The sequence below is a fragment of the Desulfosarcina alkanivorans genome (assembly GCF_009688945.1).
GTDB classification, from domain to species: Bacteria; Desulfobacterota; Desulfobacteria; order Desulfobacterales; family Desulfosarcinaceae; genus Desulfosarcina; species Desulfosarcina alkanivorans.
Window position 1 is genome coordinate 4722390 of sequence record NZ_AP021874.1, and the last position, 16552, is coordinate 4738941.

Sequence of the window (16552 nt, forward strand, 5' to 3'; positions counted from 1 at the left end):
CTGGAACCAGCGATTCAACGTTAAGAGACGAACCGATGACCTTCTACACCCGGCGTGCCATCAAAGACATCCTGGACAACCGGTTTCTCAACGCGGTCACGATCATCACGATTGCCCTTTCCGTTCTGATCGTCAGCTCCTTCGGGCTGTTTTTCCTCAACGCACAGGATATGTTCAATGCCTGGAAAAAGGGCGTCCGCATCATGGTTTACCTGTCGCCGGGAACCTCCGAAGCCCAGCGCCTCGATACCCGCTATCGGCTCCAGACCATCGCCGGGATCCAGCACATTCGTTTCATTTCCAAAGAGGACGCCCTGGAATTGATGAAAGCGCGGATGAAGCGGCAGACCTCGCTGCTGGACAACCTGCGGGACAATCCCCTTCCCGACGCCTTTGAGGTGACGATGGTCACCGAATCCAACTCCCCGGAAAAAATCGAGTTTCTGGCCCAGCGCATCGAAGGCCTGGACTCGGTTTCGGAGGTGGAATACGGTCAGCAGTGGATCGAGCGGTTTGCCAATTTTTTCAATTTGTTCAAGCTGGCCGGTTACGGCATGGGAGCCTTGTTTTTCATGGCCACGGTTTTTATCTCCGCCAACACCATCCGCCTGGTACTCTATTCCCGTCGGGAGGAGATTCATATCATGCGACTGGTCGGGGCCACGGATAACTTCATCCGGTTTCCCTTTTATCTGGAAGGCCTGATCCAGGGGTTTTCCGGCGGCTTGATAGGCCTGGGGGTTTTATATGCCACCTTTTCCGCCATCGGGTCACAGTTTGAACAGACGCTGCAGGCGGAAATGGTCGCCGTCCGTTTTTTTTCCCCTGGCATCTGTGCGGCAATTGTCGGATGCGGCATGGTGACGGGCCTGCTGGGGTGTTTTTTTTCCCTTAAACAGTTCATGAAAGAATGATGGATCGGTCGGACCGGAACAACCTGCTGTTCGCATCGGATGCGCTGCCCTCCTTGAAGGGGGTGTTGCTGGCAGCGTTGATCGTCTGTCTGCTTGCCCATCCCCTTTTCGGCGCCGGAGACCCCCGCCCGGGTACCATTCTCGTCCAGGAACTCAACATGCGTTCGGGACCCGGACGCCACAACCCCCCCATCGCCACCCTGCGCAAAGGCGCCCAGGTGCTGGTGCTCTCTTACGAAGGGGAGTGGGTCCGGATTCTGTACAAGGATCAGACCGGGTTTGTCATGAACCGGGAGCGCTATCTGCGTATCGACGAGCCTGCTGCGGCAGCGGCGGATGCTTTGACGCCGCCCGAATTGCCGGATCGTCCGTCCGGCGATTTCAGCCGGAAACTGGCGGCGTCCAGGAAAAAAGTGGCCGCGTTCTCCAAAAAAGAGGCGTCGGTGATCAGTGCCCTGGACGATACCGACAGGGCCCTGGACAGTGCCCGTAAAAATGTGGCGCGGCTCACCACCGAACTCAAGGCGGTGGCGTCGCGAATCAGTGATCTCGAAGCGCGATACAGTGAGGCCGAGCATCGTGCCGAGGCCAACGAGCAATACGTTGCCGACCGACTGGCCGCATTATACAAGCTGGGTTGGCTGGGTAAATTTCACGTCCTGGCTTCGGCGGACTCCATGTTCGATTTTTTTTTGAGGAAGCGCACCCTGGAGCAGATCCTGGCCCATGACGACGCTGTGATGGCCCAATTGATCAGGGACAAAACCGAGATGAAGGCGTTATTAACCCGCCTGGTTGAGCGGAAAAACGAAAAGCAGGCCAGCACGACCCGCCTGAACCAGCGAATCGAGGCCATGAAGACCGAACAGGTCCGGCGGGAGGCCTTGCTGGCGGAGATCCGGGGCAAAAAATCCCTGCAACTGGCGGCCATTGCGTCTCTCAACGCCTCGGCCCGGGAGTTGGACCGCACGGTGGAAGCCTTCAGCGCGAAAGCACCTTCTGCGTCCTCGTCGCCCGTCATGCCTGCGGAAAAGCCCTTCGCAGCGCTTAAGGGCTTGCTAATGATGCCTGTGAAAGGTAAAATAGTATCTTTTTTCGGTCATTACAAAGACAGTAAGTTCAAGGTGACCAATTTTCAAAGCGGTATCAATATCAAGGCGGACAGGGGAGAGCCCATCCGGGCCGTTTATAGTGGCAAAACGCTGTTTTCCTCATGGTTCAAGGGTTTTGGCAACATGATGATCATTGATCACGGCGATCATTATTACACCGTGTATGCCCATCTGGAAGAACAGTTCAAGTCCAAGGGAGATCCGGTGGAAGCCGGAGAAGTGATCGCCACCGTGGGTGATACCGGTTCCCTGACCGGGGCGGGTCTGCATTTTGAGGTACGCCACCACGGAAAACCGATGAATCCATTGGGTTGGATCAAGAAAGGCTAGAGGAGATACACATGACAGCCAGAAAAACCCGTCATCTGAAATTGTGGGTGGCAATGGTGCTCGTGTCGGCCGCGCTTGTGCTGGGGCACGGCTTTTACCGTGATCTGTCCGCCAATAACGAAGAGACCTACAAAGGCTTGAAACTCTTTTCTGACGTCATCGAGCTGGTTCAGAAAAACTACGTGGATGAGGTGGACACCCAGAACATGATCGAAGCGGCCATCCAGGGCATGGTCCGGAGCCTGGACCCCCACTCCTCGCTGCTTCCCCCCGATGCCCTGAAAGAGCTCCAGATCGACACCCACGGCGAGTTTACCGGCATCGGCATCCATATCACCATGCGCAACAACCTGGTGACCGTCATCTCTCCCATCGAAGGCACGCCCGCTTATCGCGCCGGCATCAAGGCGGGAGACAGGATTGTCAAGGTTGACGGAGAGCCCACCGAGGATCTTCGGGATGCCGTCAAGCGCATGCGTGGGCCCAAGGGCACGACCGTCATGGTTACCATCCTTCGGCAGGGGGCGTCCGAACCCCTGGATTTTTCCCTGGTTCGAGACGTGATTCCCATTTACAGCGTCAAAGCAGAGTTGCTCAAGCCGGGTTATGGGTATGTCTGGATCACCAACTTCAGGGAAAATACGACCGGGGACCTGATCGAGGCCCTGAAGGCGATGGAGTCGGCCGATGCACCAATGAAGGGCCTGGTGCTGGATCTGCGGGACAATCCCGGGGGGATCCTCAACCAGGCCATCGAAGTGTCCGATCTTTTCCTGCAAGAGGGCGAGATTCTCAGCATCAAGGGTCGTGAAGGACGGAACACCAAAGTGTTTCAGGCCCACAGCGATGGTGTTCAGCGGGACTACCCCATTGTCGTTCTGATCAACGGCGGCAGCGCCAGCGCATCGGAGATTGTGGCCGGGGCACTCCAGGACCACAAGCGGGCCCTGATCCTGGGGACCACCTCCTTTGGCAAGGGGTCGGTGCAGACCGTGGAAACCCTCCGGGACGGGTATGGCCTTAAGTTTACCATTGCGCGCTACTATACCCCTTCCGGCCGCTCCATCCAGGCCAAGGGTGTCGAGCCCGATGTGGAGGTCAAGCACCGGCTCCTCTCCGAAGCCGAACCCGCCGGTGAACGCATGCTCAAGGAAAAAGATTTGAAAAACCATCTGAATGCCGAACCGGGCGACGCGTTCGAGGAACCGGCTCCCGAACCGGAAGCGCAACAGACGGAGGTGCCCGAAGATCCCCCGGCGCTTAAACGCTTCAAATCCAAAAACAGCCCCCTGGACCGGGAGACCCTCCTTTCCGACAACCAGGTCTTGCGCGCGCTGGACATTTTGATCAGCTACGATATCTTCAAAGATCTGAAAAATGGCTAGGAAAGGTGCGGTAACGTCCAGGGCCCGGAAAAAAAAGAAGAAAACAGGTTTAAACCCCAAACGCCAGTTCATGAAGATCCTTGCGGGGTTGACCCTGCTGGTGTGTCTCGTGGTTACGGCCGGACTTCTGGCCAACCGGTTTCTCATGCGGCCGGCACGGATGGGGGTGCCCGCACCCAAAACCATTCCCATTGCCCGGCCTGAAAGCGGTCCGGTGCATCACAGCGTTCCGGATTACGAGGCCTTTCACCGGGAGACCGTGCCGCCGCCGTCGCCCATCACCCGGGTCAAACCGGTGACCAACGGGATTCCCGTGGCCATTATCATTGATGATATCGGCTACGACCGGAAAATGGCCGAGGGCTTCCTGGCCCTGGATGTGCCGCTCACGTTTTCGGTACTGCCCAAGGGCACGTTCAACCACAGCATCATCGACAGCGCGTTGAAAAAGGATGTGGAGATCATGCTCCACCTGCCCATGGAGCCGGGTAATTACCCCAGTGTCAACCCCGGCCCCGGTGCACTGCTGGCCTCCATGGGTCCCGATGAACTCATCGCCCAGCTCAACCGCAACCTCGACAGTGTACCCAGTGCCCGCGGGGTGAACAACCACATGGGATCCAGGCTGACGGCCTCGTCAGAGCGGATGCGCCAGATCTTCACGATTCTGAAAAAACGGAACCTTTTTTTCGTGGACAGCCGGACGACCAAAGAGACCCTGTGCCGACCGTCGGCGGAGTTGCTTCACCTGCCTTTTGCCGAGCGGGATGTGTTCATCGACCACGAGCAGACCCACGCGTTTGTGAAAAAACAGCTCAAACTTCTGGTCAAGCGGGCCCGCCGCCAGGGATATGCCATCGGTATCGCCCATCCCCACCCGGTGACCCTCGAGGTGTTGAGGGAGATGCTGCCGGAACTGAAGGGTGCTGTTTCTCTGACCCATGCGTCGGAGGTCGTGGCCTTTCAGCAGGGATGACGGATTGTCAGCGGGATCAAGCTCTGCCTTACGCAGCGCTCCTCGTTTCCGCGGTGTACCATCAGTCCGCCGCATTCCTCTGATTCCGAACACCTAACCCATCCGTAAAACGCCGATCCACGATTGCATGCACGAGGGCATAAAATGAATCTTCTTTCCGGGATCATGTACAACTTGAAGGGGCTGTGGCTGGGCATCCGGACCCCCCGGCTGCTGGTGCTGGGATTCCTGCGCTTTGCCGTGGTGGCCATCTTTACCGTGGCGCTTTCCGGACTGGTCCTGGCCCGGCATGCCGAGATCCTGGCCCTGTTGTGGCAGCAGCCCGACAGTGCCTGGGTCGTCTGGGCCTGGCATTTGGCTTCCTGGCTGCTTTCCCTGCTGCTGATGGGCATATCGGCGGTGGCCGCCTATCTGCTGGCCCAGGTGCTGTTTGCCGTTTTTATCATGGACCTCATGTCCCGTATCACCCAGCGCCTGGTCACCGGGACGGCGCCGGCTTCGCCGAAAGTATCGCTTGCGGCGCAGATGGGATTTCTGATCCGCCAGGAACTGCCCCGCAACATCATTCCGGTCCTGCTGACCCTGATCATCATGGTGCTGGGCTGGCTGACGCCTCTGGGGCCGGTGCTCACCATCGTGGGGCCCATGGTGGCGGCCATCTTCCTGGCATGGGACAACACCGACCTGGTCCCCGCCCGCAACCTGCAGCCGTTCGGACAGCGGTTCAAGGCCCTGGTCAAGGCGCCGCTTTTCCATCTGGGCTTCGGCCTTCCCTTTCTGGTTCCCGTGCTGAATCTGATGTTTCTGAGTTTTGCCCCGGTGGGCGCCACCTTGTATCATCTGGACCGGGAGAAGAAAGCATCGCTGCCATCAGCACAGCAACGCTTATAAGACTTGTCGGTATTGATTGCTTTGGCTGCATGAATACATTAAACCCCTCCCATGACCCAAATGAAGAAACAAATGTGGATGGGCACCCTGATTGGACTCGTGTACCGGTTATACAGTGCGACATGGTCGTATCAGGTCCGTTTTACCAGCGGATCGCGGGCCGTTAATTTGAAAACCAAGCACCCCGAACGCGCTGTGGTTGTCGGACACTGGCACGGGGACGAGCTGGCCCTGATCGGATATGGGCGCCAATCCAAGCTCCTGACCCTTTCGAGCCAGTCGAAGGATGGCGCGATCATGGCCGCCGCCCTGAACGTGCTCGGTGTTACGGTGGTTCGCGGATCGAGCAGCCGTGGGGGAATGCGCGGCCTCGTCTCCATGATCCGGATGCTGCGGAAAGAGACTTTCATCATCAGCTTTGCCGTTGACGGCCCCACCGGACCGCGTCATCGGGCCAAGACGGGCGTCTACCTGTTTGCGTTTAAAACCGGCCTGCCGCTCTACCAATGCATGGTCAGGTGCGACCGGAAGTGGACGTTGCACAAAATCTGGAATAAAACCTACCTGCCCAAGCCTTTTGCCCAAACCGACCGAAGACAACAGAGACGAAATCTCCGCCATTTTCAACTCGCGGTCATCCTTTGCGGAATGACCCCTTTGCCGACCACGGGCGCTGCGTGCATTAATGCAGGGCGGCGCGTTTGCCAATGGGATATGGGGCACCGCAGGGCGATCAATAGCCATCCGGAATTACTCCTCAAATGACATACCCGTAAATCGTTCAAGGAACGCCCGATTCACCAGCCAGTCACCGTCCTCCCGGACCATTTCCAGTCGGAATCGATACAGATCCGCCGTTTCGCCAACGGTTTCCAGCCACGCCGCAGGGTCGTCCCGGAGCCTTTCAAGTCCCGGAATGGTGTGTTCTTTTTTAACGATCAGGAAGGGGAACCGGGCCGATGCCTGGTGGCCATCGGCCCTGATTTCAAGAGCGGGGCGGGGATACAGGATGGTAAGCGGTCCGTAGTGCCTGAACGTCCGCCACAGGACCCCTTTTATACCCCTTCTGTCCAGGTCCATGGGCATTGCCCTTACATCTGCCGATGCCAGTTCCATGATGCCGGAAATGTCGTGTGCTTCGGCCAGGGCGGCGCCGTTGTCGATCAGCGCCCGGATCGTTACGGCATCCTCCTCGGCGGAACAGGCCATACAGAGGAGCGCGGCCAGGAAAACAGGCAGCAATGTGGCGAAACGTCCTTGGAGCAATTGAATGCCTTTTTTAACCTGGCCTGCAAGGGGCAACGGTGAATCGGCTGATCGCCGATTATTCAAAGCTGGCCGGGATCGTTATCCAGGCGCCCACCATCAGACCGGCGATGGCAAAGGAAAAAAGAAAAAAGCTGGTCACCAGGGTGGCCAGATAGACCAGGGCGGCATTGACCAGAAAGACCGTGCCGCCGATGACCCCTTCTACTGCGGCGATGCCATTGGCACTGATGGTCTTTTCCTTGAGGCGGCAGATGAACCGGCGAACGAACCGCCGGTTGACGATCACCCAAACGGCGCCGCCCGCCAGAAGGCCGGCCGTCAGCAGCAGCCACTGCTCCGGGGTTATGGCCAGCAGCCGGCTGCGTATCGCCAGAATGTCACGGCTTGAATAGATCATGGTTCACCTCCTTGTCATAAAAAGAGGCGCGCTTGGCAAGCAGGTCCTTTTACTACTTTATCCCGGCGAAATCCGGGTTGTCAAAAAAAAAGCAGGGATGGCAGGGGTGATCCGGTGATCGGGCCGCGGCCTCCTGCCGCCAGTGGTTATCCGTCCGCCGACCGCTGTCGGCAGTCATCCGTTTGGCGGGCGGCGATGGCCACCCAGCCCTCTTTTTCCAGCACCTCGATTTCTTCAAACCCCCTCTCATGCAATCCTGACAGCACGGTCTCCTTTTTGGCCGTGATGATACCGGAACAGATGAACCGGCCTTGTGGGCTCAGGACGGCGGCCACGTCCGGCAGCAATTCGAGGATCACCTCGGCCAGGATGTTGGCGGTCACCAGATCGAAGCGCTGATCCTGGCCATCCACGAGGTTTCCGGCGGAAAGGCTGAAGTGGGGGATGTGGTTGGCCGCCAGGTTCTTTCCGGCCACGGTGACGGCCACCTCGTCGTTGTCCACACCGCAGACCTTGCCGGCGCCCAGTTTGGCCGCGGCGATCATCAGGATGCCTGATCCGGTGCCCACATCCAGAAAGGCGTCGCCGGGTTTTAAGTGGGACTGGATCATGCGGATGCACAGGGCCGTGGTCGGGTGGGTGCCGGTCCCGAAGGCCATGCCCGGGTCGATTTCCAGGATAAGGTCCCCCGGTTCGGCCGCGTATTCCCGCCAGGAGGGTTTGACCACGATGGTCGCCGTGATTTTCTCCGGCCAGAAATATTCCTTCCAGGCCTCGGCCCAATCCTGCTCGTCGATGCGGGTGTATTCCACCCGGGCGGTGATGCCGGCGGTGCGTTCAAGGCGTCCCAGCGCCCTTTCGAGAACCCTGCAGCTTTCCGCGGCGTCCGGGCTGTCGGCAAAATAACCGGTGACGGCGGGAGTTTCCGGCGGGCGAAGGGCATCTTCGCCCCAGTCCTGTTCGGGATCCATGTCCGGGTCGTCCACCACCACGCCTTTGAGGTTAAGGGTGTAGAAGACATCGGCGATCAGATCCGTCGCCAGCATCCGGTCCGGACTGTCGAAGGTCACTTTTGCCGCAATCCATTTCATGGCGAGATTCTCTTGTTGGCGGTACCCAGGCTTGCCTGGAAGCGCTCTTTGGGCGGGTTGTAGTAGCCGAACCGCAGTTCGGGAAAGCGTTTGCGGATCATTTGCAGCAGGTGCGCCATGCCCACGGGCGGTCCGAGGGGCACGACCCGGTTCATCGTGCGCAGGTAGTGCCGGGGATCGAAGTTGAGGTTGCGCCACTGGATCAGGTGAACCGGATGCTTTTCCAGAAAGACCGACAGGGCCGCCGCCTCTTCGGGGCTGTCGGTGAAGCCCGGACAGTTCAGGTAGTTGATGGCCACGTGCCTGCCCTTGGCGATGGCCAGGTCGATGCTTTCCAGCACCTGGGAAAACCGATATCCCCTGGGCCGGAAATAGGCATGGTAACAGGCCTCGCGAACCGAGTTCATGCTTACGCGGATGCTGTCCAGTCCAGCATCCAGAAGCGGTCCCAGGACATGGGGAAGGCTGGCGTTGGTGTTCATGTTGATGGTGCCCTCGGTGGTCTGTTCACGGATCAGGCGGACGGCCGGGGTGATGGCCCGGGCCGCCATGAGCGGGTCACCTTCGCAGCCCTGGCCAAAGCTGACCACACTGTTTTTGACCCGCTGGATGTGCGCCAGGGCCACGCCGGCGATCTCTTCGGCCGACGGGGTGAAGGCGATGCGGTTCTGGCTGCTGGTCAGGCGCCCATCCCGCTGAAGGGAGATGCAGCCCAGGCAGCGGGCATTGCAGGCGCGCGAGGTGGGAAGGGGCGCCTCGTACCGGCCCAGAAAAAAGTTTTTGCCGGCCGGGCAGCCGTAGGTCAGGGCGCAGTGCTCCAGGTGGCGGGCCAGGCGGTTGTCCGGCAATTGTGAGCGCATGTGGGCCACGCCGGAAACGATCCGCTCCCGGGGCATGCGGCGCAGGTCCTGGCGGGGTTCGGTGTCAACCACCAGGGCCGCCGATCGGAATCCGTGCCGGTGCCAGCCCACCGCACCGTATGCGAACAGGGGCAGGATTTCGGCCCCGTCGCGTTCTTCATAGGCGCAGGTGCGGGTCAGCACCACGCCGGGAGAGTTGAAGACCGCCACGGGAAAGATGCGCTCCCGGGGCGCATACGGGTTCCGGTCGAGGGCCTGCACCTGCCCGGTCTCCAGGTCCATGACCACCGGCCTGCGGTCCGGCAGGAACATCAGTTCGCTGCCATGGGGCATTTCGATGGTGTCCCCGGCGGCCATGACGGACCGTTCCGGACCGTCGGCCCCCACAGCGGCAAAGCCTTCCAGGTCAAAAATGTCTCCATTTTCATTGGCCACCACGGCGGTGAGCCACCGGGGCGGCTGACGGGAGGGCCGTTTTCTTTTATTCTTGAGGGGGTTGTGTCTTTTCATGGTTTGATGCTCTGTGCCGGCAGCCGATAAAGCGGCGCCAGTCGCTCCGGCGGCACCCCGGCCAGGCAGCCGACGGCGATAATGGTGTTGACCAGCGTGGTCCGCACCGGCCCCAGGCGCTGCCAGCGTCTGCCGGAGGTGACCGCTGCTGCCGGTGCCAGGGCGATGCGTCCGTTGCGGGCCATTTTACGGACCAGGTAGAGATCTTCGGCAATCGCAGTTTCCGGGAACCCGCCGAAGCGGTTAAAATCGGCCCGGCGCATGAACAGCCCCTGGTCGCCGTAGGGCAGCTTGAGTCGGCCGGCGCGCAGGTTGGTGAAAAAGGCAATCGTTCGCATGGCCGGTGTATGGAGATCCGTGGCAAAGCGAAATGCGCCCAGTACGGTGCGCCGGTCCATCAGGGTGTCGAAAATATGATCTTCATAGTGGAGCGGCATCCGGGTGTCCGCGTGGAGAAAAAGCAGCACCTCTCCTCCTGCGGCGGCGGCCCCCCGGTTCTGCTGGCCGGCCCGCCCCCGTTGCCCGGTGACGATCCGGGCGCCGTGGGCCCGGGCAATCGCCACGGTGCGGTCCGTACTGCCCCCATCGGAAACGATGATTTGTGCATCGGGCGATGCGGCGGCACGGATGGTCCGGGCGATGTGGCGGTCCTCGTTCAACGTCGGTATGATCACCGACAGATAGGGAGAGGGGGGGCTTTGCCGGCCCACCTCCCGGTCAAGATCGTCGGGGGTGTCCAGATCCCTGAGCGGGGCCAGCAGACAGGGCTTCATCCGCTTACGACCGGCCAGGGCCAGGGTGTCTGCCAGCACATCCGGTCCGCTCCACACGATGCCGTCGAAGAGGTTGACCGGCGACGACATTCCGATCAGCCAGTAGCCGCCGTCAGTGCTGGGGCCCAGCACCAGATCGTGTTCCTTCAGTCGATCAAGTGCCTCGCACATGATTTCGGACGTGAGGCCGGGGATGTCCGTGCCGACGAGCACCACCCGGCTGGCCCCCTGATCAAAGGCGCTGTTGATGGCTGTCAACATGCGGTGCCCCAGGCCGCCGGTCACCTGTGGCACCGGGGCGATATTCCCGTCATCCAGCCATCTCTGGATTTTTTGCCGGTCCCCGCCGTCGTGGCAGAAAATGATTTGGGCGCCGGTAAGGCCGGCACAGCGGCGCGCGTCGTCGATGATGCCTTCGGTCAGCCGGCGCTGAAGCGAGGCGGCACCCGCAGGTCCCAGTGCGGGGATCAGGCGGGTTTTGGTTTTTCCGGGCCGGGGGTAGCGACCAAATACGATCAGACGGGGTCGATTCATGGGGTCTGTGGCTGTCCTGAGCTATCGGTATGGCGACGGTTGCCGCAGTTCACCGAGGCGTCTCCTTTACCACATCGCGCCGTTAAAGTACATTTGGAAAAAATCGCGGTGGTTCTCCAGTGTAATCATAGACTCAAAAAAGCGTTGACGCCGCTGATGCCCTTGGGATAAAGAACGTTACACAACCGACAGACCGAAGTCTGCCGTTTGATCCTGCGACCAAAAAAAGACGTTTCCATATACAGCCACGAAGGTGCTGTCCCCGAAGGACAGATGCGCTCGTGGTTTTTATTTTTTTTACCCGCTGTCAATTAGAAGGAGGACAGATGCGCGTTCGACATTGGATGGCAAGCCTTGCTTTTTTATCGGTATTCGCGATACTCGGGACAACGGCCCTGGCCCATTTCGGAATGGTGATTCCATCCGACACCATGGTGATGCAGGATGACAGCCGCAGCGTGCGTGTGGTTCTCTCCTTTTCCCATCCCATGGAGGGGGTCGGCATGGAGCTGGAAAAACCCAGGGTGTTTGCGGTGTCGGCCAACGGCATCAATCAGGATTTGCTGGGCCGTCTGAAACCGGCCAAGGTCATGGACCATAGGGCCTGGACCGTCGATTATCCCATTCAGCGGCCCGGTGTATATATGTTCCACATGGAGCCCCAGCCCTACTGGGAGCCGGCCGAAGACTGTTTTATCATCCACATCACCAAAACCGTGGTCACCGCTTTCGGCGATGACGAGGGATGGGATGCGGAACTGGGTTTGAAGACCGAGATCGTGCCGCTTGCCAAACCCTACGGTCTATATGCGGGCAACGTGTTCCAGGGTATCGTTAAAATGGACGGCCGGGCCATTCCCTACGCCGAGGTGGAAGTGGAGCATTACAACCGGGACGGAAGCGCCCATGCGCCCACGGACTATATGGTGACCCAGACCATCAAGGCCGACGGCCAGGGGGTTTTCACCTACGCAACGCCCTTTTCGGGATGGTGGGGGTTTGCCGCCCTGAACACTGCGGACGCCACCGTCAGGCATGACGGCGAAGACAAAGCGGTTGAGATGGGTGCTGTGATCTGGGTTTACTTTCACGACTGGAAATAAGGGATCATGCACATTTCAGAAGGGGTGATGAGCGGGCCGGTGCTCCTTGCCGGGGCCGCCGTGGCCCTGACCGGAACGGCGATCGGTCTGAAAAAGCTCGAATTGGACCGGGTGGCGCAGGCCGGCATGCTTTCAGCTGCCTTTTTCGTGGCCTCGCTGATTCATGTGCCGGTGGGGCCGTCCAGCGTCCACCTGATTTTAAACGGCATTGTGGGGCTGCTGCTGGGGTGGGCGGCATTTCCGGCCATCCTGACGGCCCTGTTGCTCCAGGCCATGCTGTTTCAATACGGGGGCATTACCACATTGGGGGTCAACACGGTGATCATGGCCCTGCCGGCGCTGATCTGCTATTATCTGTTCGGTTCGCTGGTTCATAAAAAACAGCGCATCGCCGTTCCGGCGGCATTTGCCTGCGGTGCCGGATCCGTTTTTTTGGGGGCCGTTCTGGCCGGATTGAGCCTGATGTTCACCGAAGGCAGTTTTCTGGAGGTGGCCAGCCTGGTGGTCACCGCCCACCTGCCGGTGATGATCATAGAGGGCCTGATTACGGTTTTCTGCGTGGCTTTTCTGAAGAAGGTCAAGCCGGAGATGCTGCCCGGATATGATTGACGGTCCCTTAAAACAGGTGATATCGGCGTTACGCATCATCCCTCGTCACCGCGGCGTACCTTTAGTACGCCTTGATCTCGGGCTTTTTACGAAACCGTTTGAAACGCGGCCGATTCGGTCTCATCGTGCTTTAAGAGCCATGACAAATGACTAAAATCAACCATTTTTCAATGGCCGCGTGGTTTGCAACCTTATGAAAATCAGGAAGAGAGAATGATCTGTCGGATTAAAACGCTTGCCCTGGTGTTGGTTTTCAGCTTCCTTGGCGTCGGGGCGGCCGATGCCCACAAGGTGACCATTTTTGCCTGGGCCGAAGGAGATACCGTATACACGGAAAGCAAGTTCAGCGGGGGAAAAAGGGTCAAAAACGGCAAGGTTGAGGTGTTTGACAGCGCGGGGTCCCGCCTGCTCGAGGGCCGAACCGGCGACAACGGCGAATTTTCTTTCCGGGCGCCGGCCATCACCGACTTGAACATCGTCTTAACAGCGGGCATGGGGCACCGGAATTCGTGGCGGCTGAGCGCCGCCGAGCTGGGCGGGGCCGCGCCCGGCCCGGCGAGGGCGGCACCGGCGGCGCAAGGGGCGCCGGTTGCGGAAAGGCGTCCGGAGGCCCTCCCGGCCGGTAATGGCCTGACCGCCCGGGAGGTGGAGGCCATCGTGGCCCGTCAGCTGGAACAAAAAATACAGCCTCTGACCCGGATGCTGGCGGCGATGCAGGACCGGGGGCCCCGCCTGACGGACATCTTCGGCGGTTTCGGCTACATCATGGGGCTGGTGGGGCTGGGCGCCTACCTCCGTTATCGCAAGGAGACGCCACGTCCATGATCAGCGCATCTTTTTGCGAGGGCCGTTCATGGATGCACGCCATCGACCCCCGGCGCCGGGTGATCGGGGCCGTCGCCTTTGCCGTCGTGGTCGCCGTTTCCTACGAGTTTACGGCGCTCTTCACCGCTCTGGCCCTGTCGCTGCTCATGGTGTTGTCGGCGCGCCTGGATGTCGGGGCGGTCCTGCTTCGCCTGGTGGCACCGCTGATCTTTCTGCTGCTGCTCTGGGCCGTGCTCCCCTGGTCCTATGAAGGGGACGCGCTGCTGGTGCTGGGGCCGGTGACCATTACCCGTCCCGGGGTCATGCTGTGTGCCCGGATCAGCGTGAAAACGGTCTCCCTGATGGTGGCCTTCATGGCGCTGCTGGCCACCATGACCGTGGACACCCTCGGCCACACCCTCAACCGGCTGCGGCTTCCGGACAAGATGGTCCACCTGCTGCTGATCACCTACCGCTACCTGTTCGTCATCGAGCAGGAATACCAGCGACTGGTGCGGGCCATGAAGATCCGCAACTTCCGTCCCAAAACCAACCTGCACAGCTACCGGACCTATGCCTATCTGGTCGGCATGCTTTTTGTCCGGGCCTCGGAACGGGCCCGGCGGGTGCACAGCGCCATGATCTGCAGGGGATTCAACGGACGCTTTTTCAGCCTGCGCGCGTTTCCGCACCATCCCCGAAACCATGTGTTTTCCCTTTGCATGATCATTGCGCTGGCACTGCTGGTCAGCCTGGAGTGGCTGGTCTGAGCGGCGCGATCCCGGGGGCAACGCGACAATCGATCCCTTCGGGGTCGAATTGAGTTGATGCCGCCTGCATGCCCGTGATACACAGCCACCGATTCCTGATCGCCGTGCACCCTATTGGTTATGAATACGCTTGAAGGCCCCCATCGATGAGTTCCGTAATTTTCAACCTGAACCAGATCTGCTACGGATACCCCGGTGGGCCGCTCATCCTGGACCATCTTGATTTTCACCTGCATGCCGGCGACCGCATCGGCCTGGTGGCCCCCAACGGCAGCGGCAAGACCACCTTGTTTCACATCATCATGGGGTTGCTCAAACCGCTTTCCGGAACCGTCGAGGCGTTTGGCGGGGTCCGAACGGTCGAGGCGGATTTCGTCGAGGTGCGTCGGCGCATGGGATTGTTGTTTCAGGACGCCGACGACCAGCTGTTCTCCCCCACCGTCCTGGAGGACGTGGCCTTCGGACCGCTGAACCTGGGAAAGTCCCGGGACGAAGCCGTGGCAGTAGCCAGAAAGACCCTTGATTTTCTGGGGCTGGGCGGATTTGAGGATCGGGTCACCTTCAAGCTGTCCGGCGGGGAGAAACGATTGGTTTCCCTGGCCACGGTGCTGGCCATGGAACCGGAGGTGCTGCTGCTGGACGAACCCTCCACCGGATTGGATTCAGCGACCAAGGACACGCTCATCGAGATCCTCAACACGCTGGACCTTTCCTTTGTTCTCATTTCCCATGAGTTCGACTTTCTGTCCCAGACCGCGCGCCACATCTACACCATGGAAGGCGGCCGCATCCGGTTTGATCAGGAATTGCACGTTCACACCCACCAGCACGCCCATCTGATGGGCAAACAGCCCCATCGGCATGTATGAACCGCCCTGCCGGCCTTCGGCTCGGCACCTACTCCCGGCAGGCCACCCCGGCGGCCAGGGCGTTGTCCAGATCGTCCACAATATCCTGTAGATCCTCGATGCCGACGCTCAGGCGGATGAAATCCGGGGTGACGCCGGCGGCCAGCTGCTCGGTTTCGCCGAGTTGTTCGTGTGTCGTGGACGCCGGGTGAATGACCAGGCTTTTGGCGTCGCCGATGTTGGCCAGGTGGCTGAACAGCTGCAGGCTCTCGATGAACTTCACGGCCGACGCCTGCCCCCCCCTGATGCCGAACCCCACCAGCGCCCCCTGCCCCTTGGGCAGGTATTTGTCCACCAGGTTGTGGGTCGGTGACGATTCCAGGCCGGGATATCGTACCCAGGAGACGCAGTCGTGCGTTTCCAGAAAGCGGGCCACGGCCAATCCGTTTTCCGAATGGCGCTGCATTCTCAGGTGCAGGGTTTCCAGCCCCTGGAGGAACATCCAGGCGTTAAACGGGCTCATGGCGGCGCCCATGTCCCGCAGGCCCAGCACCCGTGCCCGCAGGATAAAGGCCAGGTTGCCGAAGGTCTCCACGAACTTCAGCCCGTGATAGGCGGGTTCCGGATCGACAAATTCGGGAAAACGGCCGGAAGCGGCCCAGTCGAACGTGCCCCCGTCAACGATGATGCCCCCGATGGAGGTGCCGTGCCCGCCGATGAACTTGGTGGCCGAGTGGATCACGATGGCCGCCCCATGGTCGAAGGGCCGGGTGAGGTAGGGCGTGGTGACCGTGTTGTCCACCACCAGGGGGATCCCGTGGCGCTTTCCGATAGCGGCAATGGCGTCAATGTCGATGATGTCCAGTTTGGGGTTGCCGATGGTTTCCACAAAAAAGGCCTTGGTCCGGGGGGTGACGGCTTCTTCCCAGGCGTGCATGTCATGGGGGGAAACGAAGCGCACGGAGATACCCAGCCGTTTGAGGGTGTGGGAAAACAGGCTCACCGTTCCGCCATAAAGTTCGGCCGAGGCCACGATTTCATCACCGGCACGGGCCAGGGTCAGAAGGGTGAGTGACTCCGCCGCCTGACCGGACGCCACCGCCAGGGCGCCCACCCCGCCTTCCAGTTCGGCCATCCGTTTTTCCAGCACTTCGGTGGTGGGATTCATGATGCGGGTATAGATGTTGCCGAACTGGCGAAGGCCGAAAAGATCGGCGGCGTGCTGCGTGCTGTCAAAGGTAAACGAGGAGGTCTGGTACAACGGCACCGCCCGGGAGTGGGTGGTGGCGTCCGGCGTGTGGCCGGCATGGATGGCCTGGGTTGCAAAACCTCTGATGAAATCCGTCATTATCGTCTCTCCTGTTCACGCCCGGCCG

At 60.2% G+C, this 16552-nt stretch carries 17 protein-coding genes; 11 read left to right on the top strand and 6 right to left on the bottom strand.

Annotation, left to right across the window (positions count from 1 at the left end; all coding sequences use genetic code 11):
* Positions 1-35: 35 nt before the first annotated feature.
* From ftsX to DSCA_RS20685, 6 genes are all read left to right on the top strand, one after another.
* Positions 36-914, top strand: coding sequence for a permease-like cell division protein FtsX (ftsX, locus tag DSCA_RS20660; RefSeq protein WP_155318230.1), 879 nt, complete (start codon positions 36-38; stop codon positions 912-914).
* Positions 911-2356 (top strand): peptidoglycan DD-metalloendopeptidase family protein, encoded by a 1446-nt coding sequence (locus tag DSCA_RS20665; RefSeq protein WP_155318231.1) that lies wholly within the window; start codon positions 911-913, stop codon positions 2354-2356. Before ftsX ends, DSCA_RS20665 begins: the two co-directional genes overlap by 4 nt.
* An 11-nt stretch (positions 2357-2367) precedes the next feature.
* Positions 2368-3741, top strand: coding sequence for a S41 family peptidase (locus DSCA_RS20670; RefSeq protein WP_155318232.1), 1374 nt, complete (start codon positions 2368-2370; stop codon positions 3739-3741).
* Positions 3734-4717 (top strand): divergent polysaccharide deacetylase family protein, encoded by a 984-nt coding sequence (locus DSCA_RS20675; protein ID WP_155318233.1) that lies wholly within the window; start codon positions 3734-3736, stop codon positions 4715-4717. Before DSCA_RS20670 ends, DSCA_RS20675 begins: the two co-directional genes overlap by 8 nt.
* A 144-nt stretch (positions 4718-4861) precedes the next feature.
* Complete coding sequence (locus tag DSCA_RS20680; protein WP_155318234.1) at positions 4862-5608, top strand: EI24 domain-containing protein; 747 nt, start codon at positions 4862-4864, stop codon at positions 5606-5608.
* Positions 5609-5686: 78 nt separating this feature from the next.
* The gene (locus DSCA_RS20685; RefSeq protein ID WP_167527882.1) at positions 5687-6373 is read left to right on the top strand and encodes a lysophospholipid acyltransferase family protein; all 687 of its coding nucleotides are present in this window, start codon (positions 5687-5689) and stop codon (positions 6371-6373) included.
* On the opposite strand, the gene DSCA_RS20690 is transcribed toward DSCA_RS20685, so the two are convergent.
* The 5 genes from DSCA_RS20690 to DSCA_RS20710 all read right to left on the bottom strand — a co-directional run bounded on the left by DSCA_RS20690 (position 6359) and on the right by DSCA_RS20710 (position 11042).
* Entirely contained in the window at positions 6359-6850 is a 492-nt protein-coding gene (locus DSCA_RS20690) for a hypothetical protein (protein ID WP_155318236.1), read from the bottom strand. The genes DSCA_RS20685 and DSCA_RS20690 overlap by 15 nt on opposite strands.
* Before the next feature lie 82 nt (positions 6851-6932).
* Positions 6933-7274, bottom strand: a complete 342-nt coding sequence (locus DSCA_RS20695; protein WP_155318237.1) for a hypothetical protein — start codon at positions 7272-7274, stop codon at positions 6933-6935.
* Between the two features lie 146 nt (positions 7275-7420).
* Positions 7421-8365: a 50S ribosomal protein L11 methyltransferase gene (gene prmA, locus DSCA_RS20700; protein WP_155318238.1), complete on the bottom strand. Its 945-nt coding sequence runs from the start codon at positions 8363-8365 to the stop codon at positions 7421-7423.
* Entirely contained in the window at positions 8362-9735 is a 1374-nt protein-coding gene (locus DSCA_RS20705) for a radical SAM protein (RefSeq protein WP_231716233.1), read from the bottom strand. Before DSCA_RS20705 ends, prmA begins: the two co-directional genes overlap by 4 nt.
* The gene (locus tag DSCA_RS20710; RefSeq protein ID WP_155318239.1) at positions 9732-11042 is read right to left on the bottom strand and encodes a TIGR04283 family arsenosugar biosynthesis glycosyltransferase; all 1311 of its coding nucleotides are present in this window, start codon (positions 11040-11042) and stop codon (positions 9732-9734) included. The genes DSCA_RS20705 and DSCA_RS20710 overlap by 4 nt, the downstream gene beginning before the upstream one ends.
* 326 nt (positions 11043-11368) lie before the next feature.
* On the opposite strand from DSCA_RS20710, the gene DSCA_RS20715 reads away from it, so the two are divergent.
* From DSCA_RS20715 to DSCA_RS20735, 5 genes are all read left to right on the top strand, one after another.
* Positions 11369-12145: a DUF4198 domain-containing protein gene (locus tag DSCA_RS20715; protein ID WP_331457115.1), complete on the top strand. Its 777-nt coding sequence runs from the start codon at positions 11369-11371 to the stop codon at positions 12143-12145.
* A 6-nt stretch (positions 12146-12151) separates the two neighbouring features.
* Positions 12152-12754, top strand: a complete 603-nt coding sequence (gene cbiM / locus DSCA_RS20720; protein WP_155318240.1) for a cobalt transporter CbiM — start codon at positions 12152-12154, stop codon at positions 12752-12754.
* 213 nt (positions 12755-12967) lie between these two features.
* Complete coding sequence (locus DSCA_RS20725) at positions 12968-13579, top strand: hypothetical protein (RefSeq protein ID WP_155318241.1); 612 nt, start codon at positions 12968-12970, stop codon at positions 13577-13579.
* Positions 13576-14328 carry a cobalt ECF transporter T component CbiQ gene (cbiQ, locus tag DSCA_RS20730; protein ID WP_155318242.1) on the top strand — a complete coding sequence of 251 codons (753 nt, stop codon included), beginning with the start codon at positions 13576-13578 and terminating at the stop codon, positions 14326-14328. The genes DSCA_RS20725 and cbiQ overlap by 4 nt, the downstream gene beginning before the upstream one ends.
* A gap of 146 nt (positions 14329-14474) precedes the next feature.
* A complete protein-coding gene (locus tag DSCA_RS20735) occupies positions 14475-15197 on the top strand; it encodes an energy-coupling factor ABC transporter ATP-binding protein (protein WP_155318243.1) in 723 nt (240 codons plus the stop codon).
* A 28-nt stretch (positions 15198-15225) separates the two neighbouring features.
* Here DSCA_RS20735 and DSCA_RS20740 read toward each other — a convergent pair whose 3' ends face one another.
* A complete protein-coding gene (locus DSCA_RS20740; RefSeq protein ID WP_155318244.1) occupies positions 15226-16524 on the bottom strand; it encodes an O-acetylhomoserine aminocarboxypropyltransferase/cysteine synthase family protein in 1299 nt (432 codons plus the stop codon).
* Positions 16525-16552: the final 28 nt, after the last annotated feature.

Bases quoted from the DNA above. Each gene is read 5' to 3' on its own strand.
- ftsX (WP_155318230.1), top strand. From the start codon at position 36: ATGACCTTCTACACCCGGCGTGCCATCAAAGACATCCTGGACAACCGG.
- DSCA_RS20725 (WP_155318241.1), top strand. From the start codon at position 12,968: ATGATCTGTCGGATTAAAACGCTTGCCCTGGTGTTGGTTTTCAGCTTC.
- DSCA_RS20710 (WP_155318239.1), bottom strand. From the start codon at position 11,042: ATGAATCGACCCCGTCTGATCGTATTTGGTCGCTACCCCCGGCCCGGA.
- DSCA_RS20665 (WP_155318231.1), top strand. From the start codon at position 911: ATGATGGATCGGTCGGACCGGAACAACCTGCTGTTCGCATCGGATGCG.
- DSCA_RS20695 (WP_155318237.1), bottom strand. From the start codon at position 7,274: ATGATCTATTCAAGCCGTGACATTCTGGCGATACGCAGCCGGCTGCTG.
- DSCA_RS20705 (WP_231716233.1), bottom strand. From the start codon at position 9,735: ATGAAAAGACACAACCCCCTCAAGAATAAAAGAAAACGGCCCTCCCGT.
- DSCA_RS20735 (WP_155318243.1), top strand. From the start codon at position 14,475: ATGAGTTCCGTAATTTTCAACCTGAACCAGATCTGCTACGGATACCCC.
- DSCA_RS20685 (WP_167527882.1), top strand. From the start codon at position 5,687: ATGGGCACCCTGATTGGACTCGTGTACCGGTTATACAGTGCGACATGG.
- prmA (WP_155318238.1), bottom strand. From the start codon at position 8,365: ATGAAATGGATTGCGGCAAAAGTGACCTTCGACAGTCCGGACCGGATG.
- cbiQ (WP_155318242.1), top strand. From the start codon at position 13,576: ATGATCAGCGCATCTTTTTGCGAGGGCCGTTCATGGATGCACGCCATC.
- cbiM (WP_155318240.1), top strand. From the start codon at position 12,152: ATGCACATTTCAGAAGGGGTGATGAGCGGGCCGGTGCTCCTTGCCGGG.
- DSCA_RS20680 (WP_155318234.1), top strand. From the start codon at position 4,862: ATGAATCTTCTTTCCGGGATCATGTACAACTTGAAGGGGCTGTGGCTG.
- DSCA_RS20740 (WP_155318244.1), bottom strand. From the start codon at position 16,524: ATGACGGATTTCATCAGAGGTTTTGCAACCCAGGCCATCCATGCCGGC.
- DSCA_RS20675 (WP_155318233.1), top strand. From the start codon at position 3,734: ATGGCTAGGAAAGGTGCGGTAACGTCCAGGGCCCGGAAAAAAAAGAAG.
- DSCA_RS20715 (WP_331457115.1), top strand. From the start codon at position 11,369: ATGCGCGTTCGACATTGGATGGCAAGCCTTGCTTTTTTATCGGTATTC.
- DSCA_RS20670 (WP_155318232.1), top strand. From the start codon at position 2,368: ATGACAGCCAGAAAAACCCGTCATCTGAAATTGTGGGTGGCAATGGTG.